11 protein-coding genes are annotated in these 15767 nt (G+C 33.3%); 7 read left to right on the top strand and 4 right to left on the bottom strand.

Annotated elements, in window-relative coordinates:
• Positions 1 to 21: 21 nt before the first annotated feature.
• A complete protein-coding gene (locus BSF42_RS04610; RefSeq protein ID WP_095951939.1) occupies positions 22 to 1158 on the bottom strand; it encodes a glycoside hydrolase family 26 protein in 1137 nt (378 codons plus the stop codon).
• Between the two features lie 303 nt (positions 1159 to 1461).
• Here BSF42_RS04610 and BSF42_RS04605 point away from each other — a divergent pair, with 303 nt between their 5' ends.
• From BSF42_RS04605 to BSF42_RS04575, 7 genes are all read left to right on the top strand, one after another.
• Positions 1462 to 2340: an AraC family transcriptional regulator gene (locus BSF42_RS04605; RefSeq protein WP_095951938.1), complete on the top strand. Its 879-nt coding sequence runs from the start codon at positions 1462 to 1464 to the stop codon at positions 2338 to 2340.
• 320 nt (positions 2341 to 2660) lie between these two features.
• Complete coding sequence (locus BSF42_RS04600; RefSeq protein ID WP_095951937.1) at positions 2661 to 5852, top strand: TonB-dependent receptor; 3192 nt, start codon at positions 2661 to 2663, stop codon at positions 5850 to 5852.
• Positions 5853 to 5863: 11 nt separating this feature from the next.
• Positions 5864 to 7462, top strand: a complete 1599-nt coding sequence (locus BSF42_RS04595) for a RagB/SusD family nutrient uptake outer membrane protein (protein WP_095951936.1) — start codon at positions 5864 to 5866, stop codon at positions 7460 to 7462.
• A 17-nt stretch (positions 7463 to 7479) separates the two neighbouring features.
• The gene (locus BSF42_RS04590; RefSeq protein WP_095951935.1) at positions 7480 to 8535 is read left to right on the top strand and encodes a hypothetical protein; all 1056 of its coding nucleotides are present in this window, start codon (positions 7480 to 7482) and stop codon (positions 8533 to 8535) included.
• Positions 8536 to 8624: 89 nt separating this feature from the next.
• Entirely contained in the window at positions 8625 to 9857 is a 1233-nt protein-coding gene (locus BSF42_RS04585; protein WP_095951934.1) for a glycoside hydrolase family 27 protein, read from the top strand.
• Positions 9858 to 9867: 10 nt separating this feature from the next.
• A complete protein-coding gene (locus tag BSF42_RS04580) occupies positions 9868 to 10833 on the top strand; it encodes a glycoside hydrolase family 5 protein (RefSeq protein WP_095951933.1) in 966 nt (321 codons plus the stop codon).
• A gap of 604 nt (positions 10834 to 11437) precedes the next feature.
• Complete coding sequence (locus BSF42_RS04575) at positions 11438 to 12529, top strand: outer membrane beta-barrel protein (protein ID WP_095951932.1); 1092 nt, start codon at positions 11438 to 11440, stop codon at positions 12527 to 12529.
• 372 nt (positions 12530 to 12901) lie between these two features.
• On the opposite strand, the gene BSF42_RS04570 is transcribed toward BSF42_RS04575, so the two are convergent.
• From BSF42_RS04570 to rimO, 3 genes are read right to left on the bottom strand one after another with little or no spacing between them, the layout of a single operon-like run.
• Positions 12902 to 13804, bottom strand: coding sequence for an N-acetylmuramoyl-L-alanine amidase (locus tag BSF42_RS04570; RefSeq protein WP_095951931.1), 903 nt, complete (start codon positions 13802 to 13804; stop codon positions 12902 to 12904).
• A gap of 26 nt (positions 13805 to 13830) precedes the next feature.
• Positions 13831 to 14388, bottom strand: a complete 558-nt coding sequence (locus BSF42_RS04565; protein WP_095951930.1) for a hypothetical protein — start codon at positions 14386 to 14388, stop codon at positions 13831 to 13833.
• Between the two features lie 41 nt (positions 14389 to 14429).
• On the bottom strand, positions 14430 to 15743 hold the full coding sequence (gene rimO, locus BSF42_RS04560; RefSeq protein WP_057116837.1) for a 30S ribosomal protein S12 methylthiotransferase RimO: 1314 nt from the start codon (positions 15741 to 15743) through the stop codon (positions 14430 to 14432).
• Between the last annotated feature and the right edge of the window lie 24 nt (positions 15744 to 15767).

Below are 15767 nucleotides of genomic sequence, written 5' to 3'. Positions count from 1 at the left end.
AGATTGTAATTTATTTGGGGGTTATTTTAATTTTTTTGGAATGTCTTTTTCAAAGATAGTTTGATCCAGATTATAAAAATCGACAAAATCTTTTTCACTCACTTGTCCAGAGAAAGGTGCGTAATAATGCATTTTTTGTTCTTTTTCCTGCCAGCCGTGGTTTCTCCATAGTAAGACATATGAAATTTTATAATCTCCAATAGCTTTCAATAAAGTGCCTGTCCACCATTTTGGATCTGGAACGGCTTCGTAGCCAGCTTCTGCTAAAGCTATTAATTTATGTTTTTTGGCATTAATTTCGTTTAAGATTTTAAACTGCTTTTGAACTTCATTGATAAATTTCTCACCGTTTGGATCGTTACTGTTTTGGTAGCTGTCAAAACTTAAAACATCTGCATATTCATCTCCAGGATAATTGGCTAAGAAATCTGCTTCACTGCCAAAACCGCCTGTATTGTAGACATATATTAAATTGTGAACACCTTTTTTTTGAAGATAATCGAAGGTAAATTTCCACGCTGTTTTAAATTCTTCTGGAGTACAATTGCCTTTTCCCCACCAAAACCATCCGCCGGTAAGTTCATGAAAAGGTCTAAAAAGGATCGGAATGTTTTTGCCGTTTTTATCTTTTAGAGATAAGAAGAAAGTGGCTGCTTTATCTAACCAAGAAGTAAATTTTTTATGATTTTCTGCGCCTGGTAAAATTGTTTTTAACGAATTTGGAGTATGATCCCAAGCATCTTTCCCTGTTGCTGGATTGTCAAAATGCCAGCTCACGGTAGAAATACCGCCTCTTGCATTGGCTTCAATAATATATTGTTTCATTTTTGCAAAAGGTACGCCATCGATATTATTAGGGCTGTCCTTTTCCAAACCTGCAATATCCCACCCATAAACTGCGGGATAATCGCCAGCAGCATCTTTTACGTCGCTTCGGCCGTTCTCGTATTTCCATTTTACACCGTATGCCAAATCGTCTTGATGCCCAAATAGAAAACCTTTTTTAGACAATGTATTGAGGTTTTTATACAAGTCTTGAGTTTCGGCGGTTGCTTTTTTATCTGAAAGTGACAAATTAGTATTATCCATACTTTTTTTGGAGAAGCAAGAACTGCTTATTAATGTTACGGTTAAAAACGTTAAAATGTATTTTTTCATTACGAAATGGTTAGTTAGTTTTTTGCTAAAAGTAAAATAAACAATAGATTACGATTTAAAAACATGTTATTTTATTGTTCGAAAAATCATTACGAAATTATTGTTAAAATTATTAAAACTATAAAAAGTTATTCAATTAAAAATGATTAATGTTTATTATTAATGTTCTTTTTAAAGAAATGATAATTTGTTTTTTCAAAGATAAACGGATGAATATCGTCTAATTAATATTATTTTATCAATTATATATCATATTATTGCAGTCAAAAAACAAAATATTAAGTTACTGATATAATTTTCAACATGGGTACGACAAAAAATTTTTATAGAGAAATTGCGCCATTAGCTGCGAGTGATAGTTTTTTGGTTTTCGATCGAGTAAAAGATAGTTTTGATTTTCCTGTTCATTATCATCCAGAGTTTGAGATCAATTTTATTTTAAATGGAAAAGGTGTAAAAAGAGTTGTTGGCGATAATATTGAGGAAATAGATAATGTCGAGCTGGTTTTGATTGGTCCCAATTTATATCACGGCTGGGAATTGAGTAAATGTACAAGTAAAAAAATTCATGAAATAACAATTCAGTTTCATAATGATTTATTTCATGAGTCTTTATTGTCCAGACGAATTATGAATCCGATACGTGATATGTTTAATAGATCGATTCATGGAATTCTTTTTTCAAAAAAAACGGCTGAAGAATTAACGCCAAGACTTGTAAAGCTTTCTAAATTAGACGGCATGGACTATTTTTTGGAAATTACTTCCTTATTATATGATTTGGCCAATTCCAGAAATCAGCGTCTTCTTTCGACTTATACAGTTGACTATGATACTTTTGATGATTATGATAAAATGAAATTGGTTTATGAATATGTGCAGAAACATTTTGCTGAAAAAATTACTTTAGAGGATGTTGCAAATGTGGCGAGTATGTCTATTATTTCTTTTAATAGATTTATTAAAAAACGTACTGGTAAAACGTTTGTTAATTATATAAATGATATCCGAATTGGTTATGCGGCGCGCTGGCTTGTAGAGAAGGATATGAGTGTTTCTGAGGTTGCATTTAAATCTGGGTTTAATAATATTGCCAATTTTAATCGCAGTTTTAAAGCGACAAAAAATTGTACGCCTAGTCAATACAGAGAAGATTTTTCTGGCTTGAAACGTATTTTGTAGTGATACTTTTTTATCACCTATAAATATTATTTTTAACGAAAACGTTTGATTTTGGCGTTTTTTTTGATTTTTATGTTGGTGTTTGGTTCATTTTGAGGATTGTCATTGCGAATAATTTAAAATTTACATGGTTTTATTTTCATATGTGTTTTTTTAAACGCTTAAAGTAAAAATATTATCATTAAATGATATAATATTATCGATTTGATAATTCTCTCTGTTATAGATTTGTTAAATATTTTAAGAGTAAAAAATATACCAGGCTTTTTTTACTCTCTTAAGATTAGCAATAAAAAATTTAAACTAACCAAACACTTATTATGAAAAAACTAATGACTAGCTTCATTCATTGGAAGGCTGACCACACAGCAGTTCCTCTGATATTATTTTTGTTATTGACCTGTAATTTTGTTACGGCTCAGGTAAAGGTTTCAGGAACGGTATCTGATGAAAAGGGATTATCTATTCCGGGAGCAAATGTATCAGTTGCGGGTTCTAAGGCAACTGTTTCCACAGATTTTGACGGTAAATATTCTATCGATGTTCCAGCAAATTCAACTTTATTATTCTCTTTCATCGGCTTTACTACTCAGAAGGTTGCCGTAGATGGTAAATCGACTATTAATGTAATTTTAAAATCAAATGCAGAAGATCTAAAAGATGTAGTTGTAATTGGTTACGGTACTCAAAAGAGAAAAGATATTAATAGTGCTATTTCTAGTATTGGCTCAAAAGATATCGAAAATCTAAAAGTGGCTTCATTTGATCAAATGATGCAGGGAAAAGCTGCGGGGGTAGTCGTAAATAGTAACTCTGGTGAACCGGGGAGTAATGTATCGGTAAAAATTAGAGGGGTTTCTTCTTTAACAGGTACAAACGAACCTTTGTATGTAATTGATGGTGTGCCTATTTCTGGAGATGCTAGAAATTCGTCTACTTCAGGAAGAAATGCTGCTGGAGATTCTAACTTTTCTAACAACGGAAACATTACTGTAAGTCCGCTGGCGCTTATTAACCCGAATGACATTGAGTCTATCGATATTTTAAAAGACGCTTCTGCTACTGCTATTTATGGTTCTCGCGGTGCGAATGGAGTTATCATTGTAACTACTAAATCTGGTAAAAAAGGAACAGGAAAATTATCTTTCGAAAATTCTTATTCTATTAGCAATTTGCCAAAGAAACTGCATTCTATGGATTTGCAGCAATATGCAACACATCAAAATGCGCTATCAGATGTTTATGATCCTTCGTCAAAACGTCCAGAATTTGCTCATCCAGAACTTTTAGGAAAAGGTACAGACTGGCAGGATGCTATTTATGAAACAGGAATTATGACCTCTAATCAGTTGTCTTTTTCTGGTGGAAAAGAAGGAATTAGCTATTATATCTCTGGAGGTCTTTTAAATCAAGAAGGTATTGTTATCGAATCTGGTTTCAAAAGATACAATGTAAGAGCTAATATTGATGCAAAAGTAAATAGTTTTATTAAAGTTGGTATTAACGTAAGTGGGGCAATTACAGATGAAAAACTTACACTAAACGGACAATTTAATGGTGTTGTAGGTACGTCTTTACTGGCTACTCCAGATGTGGCAGTAAGAGAATTAGATGGCGCATTTGCTGGTCCTACAAGTGGTCTTTCATTTGTTAATCCAGTTGCAACTTCTTTATTAGGTTCTAATACATTGGTAAGAAAAAATTATTCTGGAAGTTTTTATACGCAAGTAGATATTCTTAAAGGTTTAGAATACCGTTTTGAAGCGGGTGGATATATTTATGACAATTTAGGACAGCGATTTGATCCTATGTATTCTTTAGGAAATGCTGTAAAGAGTTTTGCTAACCTTTATTATAATCCGTCGTCTGGTAATTCATGGAACTTAAAAAACATGCTTACTTATAGAAAAACTATAGACAAACATAGTTTTACAGTTTTGGCAGTACAAGAATCTAATAGATCGCACTGGGAAGGATATTCTATGATTGGTAATGGTTATAAAGATAATAGTGATCAAACCCTTGCGGGATCAGATTTGACAAAAGCAGAACTTAAAAGTACATATGCAGGAACACAAACTTTAGCTTCTTATTTAGGAAGGGTAGTTTATGATTATGGAGATAAATATGGTGTTTCGGCCGCAATAAGAACAGATGGTTCTTCTAAATTTTTCATTGGAAATAAATGGGGCGTTTTTAGTTCTGTTGGTGGATCTTGGAAACTTTCGAATGAATCTTTTATGGAAGGAACAAAAAAGTATATTGATGGTATTAAATTGAGATTTGGCTGGGGACAAACAGGAAACAATCAGATTGGGAATAATTTATACGATTCTAATCTGCACGTAGTGGTGAGTTCTATGGGAACTTCTTATCTTCCTTCAAATACTCCAAACAAAGATTTGAAATGGGAAACTCAGGATCAAACGAACTTAGGTTTAGATTTTAATTTGTTTCAATCTAAATTTAATGCTTCTATAGATGTGTATAAAAAAGTGTCTAAAAATTTCTTATACCAAGTTCCGTTGCCAAACTATCTTTCTGGAGGCGGTGATTATGAAGGTGGTGTAAATCCTCCGTATTTTAACCTTGGAAGCATGGAAAATAAAGGTATTGAGGTTACGCTTGGTTACAGCAATAAATTCACAGAAAACTTCTCATGGGATTCTAGTCTGAACTTCACTAAATATGAAAATAAAGTAACAGATATGGCTGGGTTAAATATTATAAAAACAACAGGTACGCTTTCTTACAACACTGTTAGTGTTTCAAGAACACAAGAAGGTCTGCCAATAGGTTCGTTTTTAGGATATGAGGCTGTAGGGATTTACAGAACAGATGAAGATCTATTGACATACGGACACGTTGATGGCGCAGGAAACAGAGTTGTGTTGAAAAACGGAACAAATTCATTGTTGCCGAATTTTGTAAAAGGAGATGTTATTTATAAAGATTTAAATAATGATGGTAAAATCGATCAAAGTGATTTAACGAATATTGGAAATCCAAATCCGAAATTTACTTATGGTTTTACGAATAACTTTAAATATAAAAATGTCGATTTATCTATTTTTCTTCAAGGAACTGCAGGAAATAAGTTAATGAATTTAACTCGCGCATCTGGAACAATGAATAGTAATTTAGGAACGAACTATTTAACAGAAGCAGCTGATTTTTACTCAGCTAATAATTTAGATGGTTCTCTGCCAACACCTTCTAGTTACGATCATATTAATAATGCAGTTTCTACCCGCATGATTGAAAATGGTTCTTATTTAAGAGTTCAGAATGTAACTTTAGGATATTCTTTACCAGTGGATATTATTTCGAAAATCAAATTAACAAGATTGAGAATTTATGCTTCTGGACAAAACTTATTCACTTTTACGAAATATACAGGATATGATCCTGAGGTAGGTTCTTATAATCAAGATGCATTAATGTCAGGAATTGATAACGGTCGTTATCCGGTGCCAAGACTAATTTCTTTTGGTTTTAATGTTGAATTTTAATAAAAAATAATATGAAAAATATATATAAAAGAGGCAGCGTAGGTTTTATGGCGTTATTGATGTTGTTCTCATCCTCTTGCTCTCAAGATTTTATAGATGTTCCTGCAGAAGGAAACCCTACAATAGGAAGCTATTATGATTCTGATGAAAAATTAGACAATGCAACAAACGGACTTTATGGTTTAGTTTGGTTTAATATGAATAAAGAAGGTTTTTATGGTATTACCGATGTAATTTCGGGTAATATGTATGCTGATATATATAACGATTTTGGTGATTTTACAGATTTGAGTTTCACTAATACATCACGATATATTTCTGATTCTTGGAGATCTTGTTTTGGTGCTATTGCAAATTCTAATGCTTACATCAGCAATCTGCCACAGAGTGTTGGACCAAATGTGAGTAAAGAAGCTTTGAATAATACATTAGGAGAATGTCATTTTATTAGAGCGTTTTCTTATTTCTTTTTGGTGAGATTATGGGGAAATGTGCCTATTATCGAAAATAACGCAGACTATTCTAAAAACTTTGTCATTCCAAGTAACCCAACTGAAGATGTTTACAAATTCATAGAAAATGATTTAAAATTCGCGATAGCTAATTTAAGAACAAAAAACAGAGGTTCAGATTATGCTTCAAATGCTCACGTATCAAGCGGTTCTGCAAAAGCGATGCTGGCAAAAGTTTATTTATATCAAAAGAAATATGATCTGGCGAGACAAATGGCTCAGGAAGTTATCAATAGCGGCGAGTTTAAATTATTAGGAGGAGAGCAATTACCTGCAAAATCTTTCGCTGATTTGTTTTTACAAAAAAACAACAATAACGAGGAATCTATTTTTGCTTGGCAGTGGACAGGAACTGGAGGCTATTTTGATGGTAATTTTACCAATACATTATTTGCTCCAGAAAACAGATTGGTTGAAACTACTTATTCTGGACAGATTGCTCCATCTCAAGATTTAATTAAAAATGTTTTTGAAAACGGGGACAGAAGAAGAATTGAAACTTTTATGCTTCCTGGAGATTTTTATCCAAACCTAACATATGCAAAAACACTTGATTTAGGTGCGCCAAAAATTTTAGGATACACTTTTGAAATTGAATACGAAGCACAAAAATCTGGTGCTGGATTGAAAAAATATGTAATCGGAAAAGAAAATCTTCCAATAACAGGAGCATTTAATCCGGTAAATAATGGAGAAAGCAGTATGAACAGTTATATGATGCGTTATGCAGAATTGCTGTTAATCCACGCAGAAGCTATTTTAGGCGGACAAACAGGAAGTACTTCAGATGCACAAGCGCTTCAATCGTATAATGCAGTTCGCAGAAGAGCAGGATTAGCACCAAAATCAGTAATAACATTTGATGATATTTTTAAAGAAAGACGTGCAGAGTTAGCGTGCGAAGGAGATTATTATTTTGATTTGGGCCGTTTGCCTTTTGAAAAAGCAAAAGCGATTCTAGAAGCACAAAATAGAGGGAACAGAGAAGTTGAAAAACATATTACAATTTCAGCAACAAATCTTTTACTTCCTTATCCAGCAGATGACTTGACAAAAAATCCAAAATTGACAGAAGTAGTACCATATACTTTTAAATAATTTTAAAAATATACAACATGAAAAATTTAAAAATTGTTTCATTAGCAGCATGTCTGGCATTAATAATTTCTTTATTGCTTTTTACATCATGCTCTAGCGATGATAGCGCCGAAGCGTACAGCGGAGGACCTGTAATAGAATCTGTAATGCCTTCTGGCTATAATCTTGACGGCACTGTTAAGCCATTGGTTCCCGTAACACTAGTAGATCCAAAAAACTATTATATCATTCACGGAAAAGGACTTTTGACGACTACAAAAGTGTATTTTAATGATTTTGACACCTATTTTAGGCCAACATTTGTAACAGATACAGATATAATTATTTTGGTAGATGAAGCTACACCATTTGCAGATGTACCAAATAAATTAAGAGTGGTAACAGGAAAAGGTACAGCAGAGTTTGACTTACAAGTTGCTCCTCCAGTACCAACATTTAGTGGTTTTAATTTTATAAACTGTGAAGAAGGTGACGAAGTAACTATAAAAGGTAAATATTTTCTAGATCCTATTGTTACACTAGCCGAAACTCCAACACAACCTGCAGTTCCTGTTCAAGTAATTTCTTCAACATTAGAGCAGGTAGTGGTAAAAATCCCTGCTAATGCGAATCATAGATATCTGGCAGTAACAAATATTTCTGGAACAGCCGTTTCAAAAGAAGCAATTGGTACAGCATTGTATGATGATAAATTATACGAAATGCAATGGGGCGGACCTTGGGCTGGTAAAGGAGTTAATTTTGATTTTGGCGGAGATTCTTATCAAGGCGAAAAATCTTGGCAGTGGGAATTTAGCGCTTGGGACGGAGGAAACTGGGGCTTTAATTTTGATATGACGCCATACAAAGCATTAAGAATGGCAGTAAAAGGAAGTAAAAATGGTCAGGTAAACTTTAGTGTAAATGGAGGGCCAAACTATGTAATTCCAGTTACAACGACTTGGGTTTATATGGAAATTCCACTAGATAAATTAGGGAATCCTTCAAGTGTTACAATGCTTACATTCCAAGAATCAAATAGTGACGGCGGTAATACGGTGTTGTTTGATGATATAGGATTTGTATTAAAATAAACATTTTGTTTTTTGAGTTAGTTTGAGATATTCCCTAATTGAAAAATTAGGGAATATCTTTTTTGTAATATCTTTTAAATATATTTTGGATGAAAAAAATTGCTTTACTACTTGCTTTTAGTATAACCAGTATGGGTTTCAGTCAGGGAAATACTCATAAACAGCAGGGCGGAAAATTTGATGGACTGGCTATGACACCGCCGATGGGCTGGAATTCATGGAATACTTTTGCAACCAATATCGACGAAAAACTAGTAAAAGAAACGGCAGATATAATGGTTTCTTCAGGTTTAGCGGCTGCGGGTTACAATTATATTGTATTAGATGATGGTTGGATGACGCACGAACGTGATGCAAATGGCGATTTAGTACCAGATCCGGCAAAATTTCCCAGCGGAATGAAATCGGTTATTGATTATGTGCACAGTAAAGGTTTAAAATTCGGATTGTACAATTGTGCTGGAACCAAAACTTGTGCAGGTTATCCTGGAACAAGAGGATATGAATATCAAGATGCGAGATTTTATGCCAAACTCGGAATAGATTTTCTAAAATACGACTGGTGTAATACAGAGGGAATCACTGCTAAAGAAGCCTATACAACTATGAGTAATGCTTTAAAAACTGCCGGCAGACCAATTGTTTTCAGTCTTTGCGAATGGGGAGATAACCAGCCGTGGGAATGGGGAAAACCAATTGGAAATCTTTGGAGAATTTCGGGAGATATTTATCCTTGTTTCGACTGCGAATTCAAACATCCTGAAAACTGGTCGTCTTGGGGATTCATGAAAATCGCCGATATGCGAAAAGATATTCGTAAATATTCTGGTCCAGATCATTGGAATGATTTTGATATGATGGAAGTGGGGAACGAAATGAATGATACCGAAGATAAAACGCATTTTGCAATGTGGTGCATGCTGGCTTCGCCTTTGTTTACAGGAAATGATTATAGAAAAATGTCTAAAGAAACACTGGCCATTTTAACGAATAAAGAATTACTAGCTGTAAATCAAGATAAACTAGGAATTCAAGGATTTAAATATGCCGTTTTAGATGGAGTAGAAGTTTGGGTAAAACCACTATCTGACGGAGCCTGGGCAGTTAGTTTTATCAATAGAACTGAATCTGCAAAAAAAGTTAATTTTGATTGGAAGAAAAATAATTTCAAAGATTCGGATTTCGGATATGAAGCTGATTTCTCTAAAGGAGACTTCAAAATAAAGGATCTTTGGAAAAACAAAGAAGCGGGAAATACCAAGAAAGCATTTAGCGCTGCAATCGCTTCGCATGATGTTATTACCTTAAAACTAAATCCTTAAAAAATAATATATGAAATCGAAGCTTTGGTATTTAGTTTTATTTCTTGTAATGTTTGTTACGATTTCAAACGCACAATTCGTAAAAAAGCACGGACAGTTAAGTGTACAGGGAACACAGCTCGTAGATAAAAATAACAATCCGATCGTCCTCCGCGGATTGAGTTTTGGCTGGCATAGCTTATGGCCAAGATTTTATAATGAAAAAGCAGTAAGCTGGCTAAAAAAAGATTTCAATTGTAATATAGTTCGTGCCGCAATGGGAATAGAACTCGGAGATCTTTCGTATATAAAAAATCCGCAGTTTTCTAAAGAGAAAATAGAAGCCGTTGTAAATGGTGCTATAAAATCAGATATCTATGTAATTATAGATTGGCACAGTCATAATGTAAATCTGAAAGAAGCAAAAGAATTCTTTGCAGAGATGTCAAAAAAATATGCCAAGTATCCTAACATTATATATGAGGTGTTTAATGAACCAGATTATGAAACCTGGTGGGAAGTTAAAAGTTATTCCGAAGAAATAATTCGAGTAATCCGAGAGAACGATCCAAACAATATTATTTTGGTTGGCTGTCCGCGCTGGGATCAGGATATTAATCTTCCTGCAGAAGATCCTATAGTAGGCTATACTAATATAATGTATACGATGCATTTTTACGCCGCTACACACGGAAAAGAATTAAGAGATAGAACGGATGCAGCAATTAAAAGTGGTCTGCCTGTTTTCGTTTCGGAGTCTGCTGGTATGGAAGCTTCTGGAGACGGACCTCTAAATTATCAGGCTTGGCAGGAATATATTGATTGGATGGAAGATAGAAAAATAAGCTGGATTACATGGTCTGTGTCAGATAAAGACGAAACTTGTTCGATGTTAAAAAAATCGGCTAAATCGGAAGGAAAATGGAAAGACGAAGATTTAAAAGATTCAGGACTTAAAGTTCGTGAATATTTAAGGAAGTATAATAAAGACAAATAAAATATATTCTCTCGCTTTATAAAAAAAGCCTGCTCATAATTAGAGCAGGTTTTTTTTTTGCTTTTTTAAAGTCATTTTTTGGAGAATTGAGCTTTCTGGAGAAAGTTCAATTTTACTTTTTAATTATTTTTTTTGTAAGAATAATTCTCGCTAAAGTAAAAGCTGTTTTTTGTTGTATATAACTTTTTGGTTTATGGTTTTTATTTTTTTTTATTTACTACCCCTATTTTTTTAGGGGTATTTTTGTTTTTAAGTTTGTTTTTAATTTAAATGAGTCTATTTTTTAACTCATTTTGTTTGTTAACCCTTGTTTTTTGGTAAAATATCTTAAAATTTTGTTATTGAATTTTCAAAAAGAATTAATTATAAATGTCAAATAACGATTATTGTCAATTTAATTTTTGTAATCCGTAATTCTTTACCTAAAACGTCAAAAAAGTAGATTTGAATTATTCTACTCATACAAAAGTTAATAAATTCGCTAATGAAAATGATGATGTTTTAGGGACGTACAAAGGGTTTTAGAAATGACTTATACTATTAAATAGATATATAAAAGATTAACTAACCAGAATCAATTAATAACTAAAAACCAATTTAAAACATGAAAAAAGTATTTCACATTTTAGCCGCGATGTTAACCAGTTCTTTCGCCTTTGCCCAAGATGATGAAGCCGCAGCTTCGCCAGCAACCACGTGGGGAGGCTCTGCAGATGCGTACTATAAATATGATTTTTCAAAACAAATGAATGGATTAACGAGCTTCACCAACTCACAAAATTCATTCGAGCTAGGAATGGCGTCGATCGAGGCAGGTCATACTTTTGGAAAAGCTTCTGTTTTTGTAGACTTAGGTTTCGGAAAAAGAGCAGCAGAGTTTTCATATAATGAAACGCCAGATAAAGATGTAAGTGCAAAATTTTTAATTAAACAATTATTTTTTACATACAATTTAACAGACGAATTTAAAGTAGTGGCAGGTAGTTTCGGAACTCATATTGGGTATGAGGTATTAGATGCTGTAGATAATAAAAACTATAGTATGTCATATGCTTTCTCTTATGGTCCATTTTTTAACACAGGGGTTAAAGCTCAATATACGGCTGGTAAATTTACAGCAATGTTAGGAGTAACAAACCCAACTGATTTTAAATCGGCAATGGATGCGGGTTCATATCAAAAAACGTTCATAGGACAATTAGGGTATATTGGTGATACAGGAAGTGCTTATTTGAATTTTACAACAGGAAGCAGTAACCCAATCCCAGGAAGTATAATTCCAGTTTCTGACGAAAACAAAACGCAATTTGACTTGACTGCTTCTAAAACAATCAGTGATAGTTTTGGACTTGGTTTAAACGCAACTTATGCTAAAACTACAAATGATTTTGACAGCACGCTAGACGGCGAATGGTTTTCAGTAGTTGGATACGCAAATTATACATTCAGTCCATCATTGCTTTTAGCTTACAGAATAGAATATTTTGATGCTAAAGATGCGGCACCAAGTATGGGAACATTAACAGGATCTAGTGTATTTGCTAACACAGTTTCTTTAAATTACAAAGTTGGAAAACTTACAATTATTCCTGAGCTAAGATACGATGCAGCTTCTGAAGATATATTTTTAGATAAAGATGCACTGCCAACAGGAGGAAGCTTTTACGCTTTAATTGCAACAACATACTCTTTCTAGAGATAAAGATTGATATTTTTTTTTTTTTTTTGGAGCTGTCGAAACATACTAATGTTTTGGCAGCTTTTTTATTGGGATTGAGTCTTTATTGTTTGTTGTTTGTTGTTTGTTGTGGAATGGATTGGCCTAACTATTTTTTTACCGCAGAGTTCGCAAAGGTTTTTTTACAGTTGGCTAAAGAATTGAGTAGTTTACGCAAACTAAGTTCGCAAAGCTTTGTGAATTAAACTTAATTAATTTAGAAAAAAAAACCGCAGGGTTTTCGGTGTTAAATTTTCTTTTTACACTGATTTCGTGCTGTTATTAATAAAAAAAAACGCATTTCTAGTTTTTAGAAATGCGTTTGTATATTGTGAAAACTAACTAATTTATTTATTGAACTTGTTTTTTGTAAATCGAATAAATAGTATCAATTGTTTTCCTGTCTAAAGTTGAGGTTGCATCAGTTTGAATATAATGCAATTTAAAAGCCTGAATTGCAGCAGATAAATTTTTGGTATTGTATCCAATTATTCGCAATGCAGGTTCAATTTTAAAATCAAATGGTGCTGGCTCTAAAACTTCGTCCGGCCAGATTCCGAAACCTTTTTCTGCAAGTGTTTTCCAAGGGAATAGTGCGCTTGGATCTTGTTTTCTTCCAGGAGCGATATCCGCATGACCTAAAAAGTTCTGGGTTGGAATGTTGTAATCTTTTTTCAATTTTGAAAGTAACGCAACTAAACTGCTGATTTGAGCTTCTGTAAAAGGTTTAAAACCGTTATTGTCCAGCTCAATTCCAATAGAACAAGAGTTTAAATCTGTTGTTTTTCCCCAAGTCGAATTTCCAGCGTGCCATGCTCTTAGATAATCATTAAGCATTTGAACTACTTTTCCATTTTCGGAAATTATGTAGTGTGCACTAACTTGTGTTTTCGTTTTTGTAAATGTGCTGATTGTCTGTTGAAGAGAATCTTGCGCAGTATGATGAATAATAACGAAACTTGGTTTTCTTAAATTGAAATTTACTGTACCAATCCATTCCGTATTGATTCCGTTTACTAAATAAGTAGAACCCGTTTTAGATAAAGTATCTTTTATGATTCCTAACTGCTGTGCATAAGAAGTATCAATTACAACTGGAGTCGCTGGAATTGGTTTTGCATCTTTATTGGTAATCTGGTTTTCTAATGTTTTAAGCTGTTGATCATAAGCTTTTTCCGTGTTTTTGTACGGATTTGTAGAGCATGAACTGATTATAACAGCTAAAATCAGATAACAAAAATGTTTTTTTGCCATAATTCGTTGTTTATAGGTTTAAACGATTATTCTTTAATTTTCGTATCTGTATCTTCCTTTAATTCCTTAGAATCTTCTTTGTCTTTATCTTTTTTCTTTTTAGATTTTCCTTTTTTCACCTCTTTAAAGGATTCCATAAAAGTTTTGTATTTGTCAACTTGATCTGGATTTAAAAAAGCTCCAATTTTTTTATCGGTACTTTCTCTTAAAGCTTTTATTTGCTCAATTTTTTGCTCTTGGCTGCTGCTTTCATTTTTTAATAAAATACCTTGTTCTCTCAAACTGTCAGCTAAAACATTTGTAATAGCAATTGCCTGCAGGTCATCTAGCTTAACTTCTGGTCGCATCGATTCAACAATTTTTGCTGCAGTTTCTTCTGCAGGAACTTCTTTAGGTTTGCTTGGTGTGCCTTGCTGTTGTCCACCCATCATACTTCTGTCCATTCCCATTCCGCCGCCTCTGTTGTAACCATTTCCGTAACCATTTCCATAGCCATTATTGTAACCGTTTCCATATTGTGCAGACACAGTAGAGAAACAGAATAAGCTTAAACCTAAAATAAATATAGTTTGAATTGGTTTCATAAAAGTATTTTATCTAATGTTAACAATTGTTCAGCGTAAATTTAAGCAGGTTCTCCGTATAAATCAAATTCTGTAGCTTCAATTATCTTGATATTAACAAATTCTCCTGTTTTTACATAATGTTTAGAAGCGTCAATTAAGACTTCATTATCAACATCAGGACTGTCAAATTCAGTACGGCCAACAAAATGTGCGCCTTCTTTTCTATCAATAATACATTTGAAAGTTTTGCCTACTTTTTCCTGATTTAAATCCCAAGAAATTTGAGACTGCAACTCCATGATTTCATTTGCTCTGGCTTGTTTTACATCGTCTGGAACATTATCCTCTAATAAATAAGCATGAGTATTTTCTTCATGAGAATAAGCAAAACATCCCATTCTGTCAAATTTCATTTCCTGAACAAAATCTTTCAAAATTTCAAAATCCTCTTGTGTTTCACCAGGATAACCAACAATTAAAGTTGTTCTAATTGCCATTCCGGGAACTGCAGCGCGGAAATCTTTTAATAATTGAGTTGTTTTAGCCTGAGTTGTACCACGGCGCATAGATTTCAAAATAGAATCTGAAATATGCTGCAGCGGAATATCAATATAATTACAGATTTTTGGCTCACGTTTCATTAATTCTAAAACATCCATTGGAAAACCAGTTGGATAAGCATAATGAAGTCGAATCCATTCGATACCTTCCACTTTTGCTAGTTCTTCCAAAAGTTCGGCAAGATTTCTTTTTTTATAAAGATCAAGTCCGTAATAAGTTAAATCTTGAGCAATTAAAATTAATTCTTTAACTCCATTTTTGGCTAGTCCTTGAGCTTCTTTAACTAATTTTTCAATCGGCTGCGAAACATGTGAACCTCTCATTAATGGAATTGCACAGAAACTACAAGGTCTGTCACAACCTTCTGCAATTTTTAAATAAGCATAATTTTTTGGAGTTGTCGTTAAACGCTCTCCAAGTAATTCATGTTTATAGTCAGCTCCTAAAGCTTTTAATAATTGAGGTAATTCTGTAGTTCCAAAATATTGATCAACATTAGGGATTTCTTTTTCTAAATCAGGTCTGTAACGTTCAGATAAGCAACCTGTAACGAATACTTTGTCAACAAGACCTCTGTCTTTTTTATCAGCATATTCCAAAATCATATTTACTGATTCTGCTTTTGCATTATCAATAAAACCGCAAGTGTTGATTACAATAATGTTTCCTTCTTTTTCTGCAGGAGCTTCGTGTTCAACTTCTTTTCCATTTGCACGCAGCTGTCCCATAAGGACTTCACTATCATAAACATTTTTTGAACACCCAAGAGTGATTACGTTAATTTTGTTCTTTTTTAAAGACTTGGTTCTCATACTTTTATAAATTGGAGTGCAAAA

This window comes from Flavobacterium sp. ACN6, assembly GCF_002304005.1.
Taxonomy (GTDB): domain Bacteria; phylum Bacteroidota; class Bacteroidia; order Flavobacteriales; family Flavobacteriaceae; genus Flavobacterium.
This window is presented reverse-complemented; position numbering and strand designations above follow the sequence as displayed.

Coding starts and splice junctions, on each gene's coding strand:
- BSF42_RS04610 (WP_095951939.1), bottom strand. CDS start 1,158: ATGAAAAAATACATTTTAACGTTTTTAACCGTAACATTAATAAGCAGT.
- BSF42_RS04605 (WP_095951938.1), top strand. CDS start 1,462: ATGGGTACGACAAAAAATTTTTATAGAGAAATTGCGCCATTAGCTGCG.
- BSF42_RS04600 (WP_095951937.1), top strand. CDS start 2,661: ATGAAAAAACTAATGACTAGCTTCATTCATTGGAAGGCTGACCACACA.
- BSF42_RS04595 (WP_095951936.1), top strand. CDS start 5,864: ATGAAAAATATATATAAAAGAGGCAGCGTAGGTTTTATGGCGTTATTG.
- BSF42_RS04590 (WP_095951935.1), top strand. CDS start 7,480: ATGAAAAATTTAAAAATTGTTTCATTAGCAGCATGTCTGGCATTAATA.
- BSF42_RS04585 (WP_095951934.1), top strand. CDS start 8,625: ATGAAAAAAATTGCTTTACTACTTGCTTTTAGTATAACCAGTATGGGT.
- BSF42_RS04580 (WP_095951933.1), top strand. CDS start 9,868: ATGAAATCGAAGCTTTGGTATTTAGTTTTATTTCTTGTAATGTTTGTT.
- BSF42_RS04575 (WP_095951932.1), top strand. CDS start 11,438: ATGAAAAAAGTATTTCACATTTTAGCCGCGATGTTAACCAGTTCTTTC.
- BSF42_RS04570 (WP_095951931.1), bottom strand. CDS start 13,804: ATGGCAAAAAAACATTTTTGTTATCTGATTTTAGCTGTTATAATCAGT.
- BSF42_RS04565 (WP_095951930.1), bottom strand. CDS start 14,388: ATGAAACCAATTCAAACTATATTTATTTTAGGTTTAAGCTTATTCTGT.
- rimO (WP_057116837.1), bottom strand. CDS start 15,743: ATGAGAACCAAGTCTTTAAAAAAGAACAAAATTAACGTAATCACTCTT.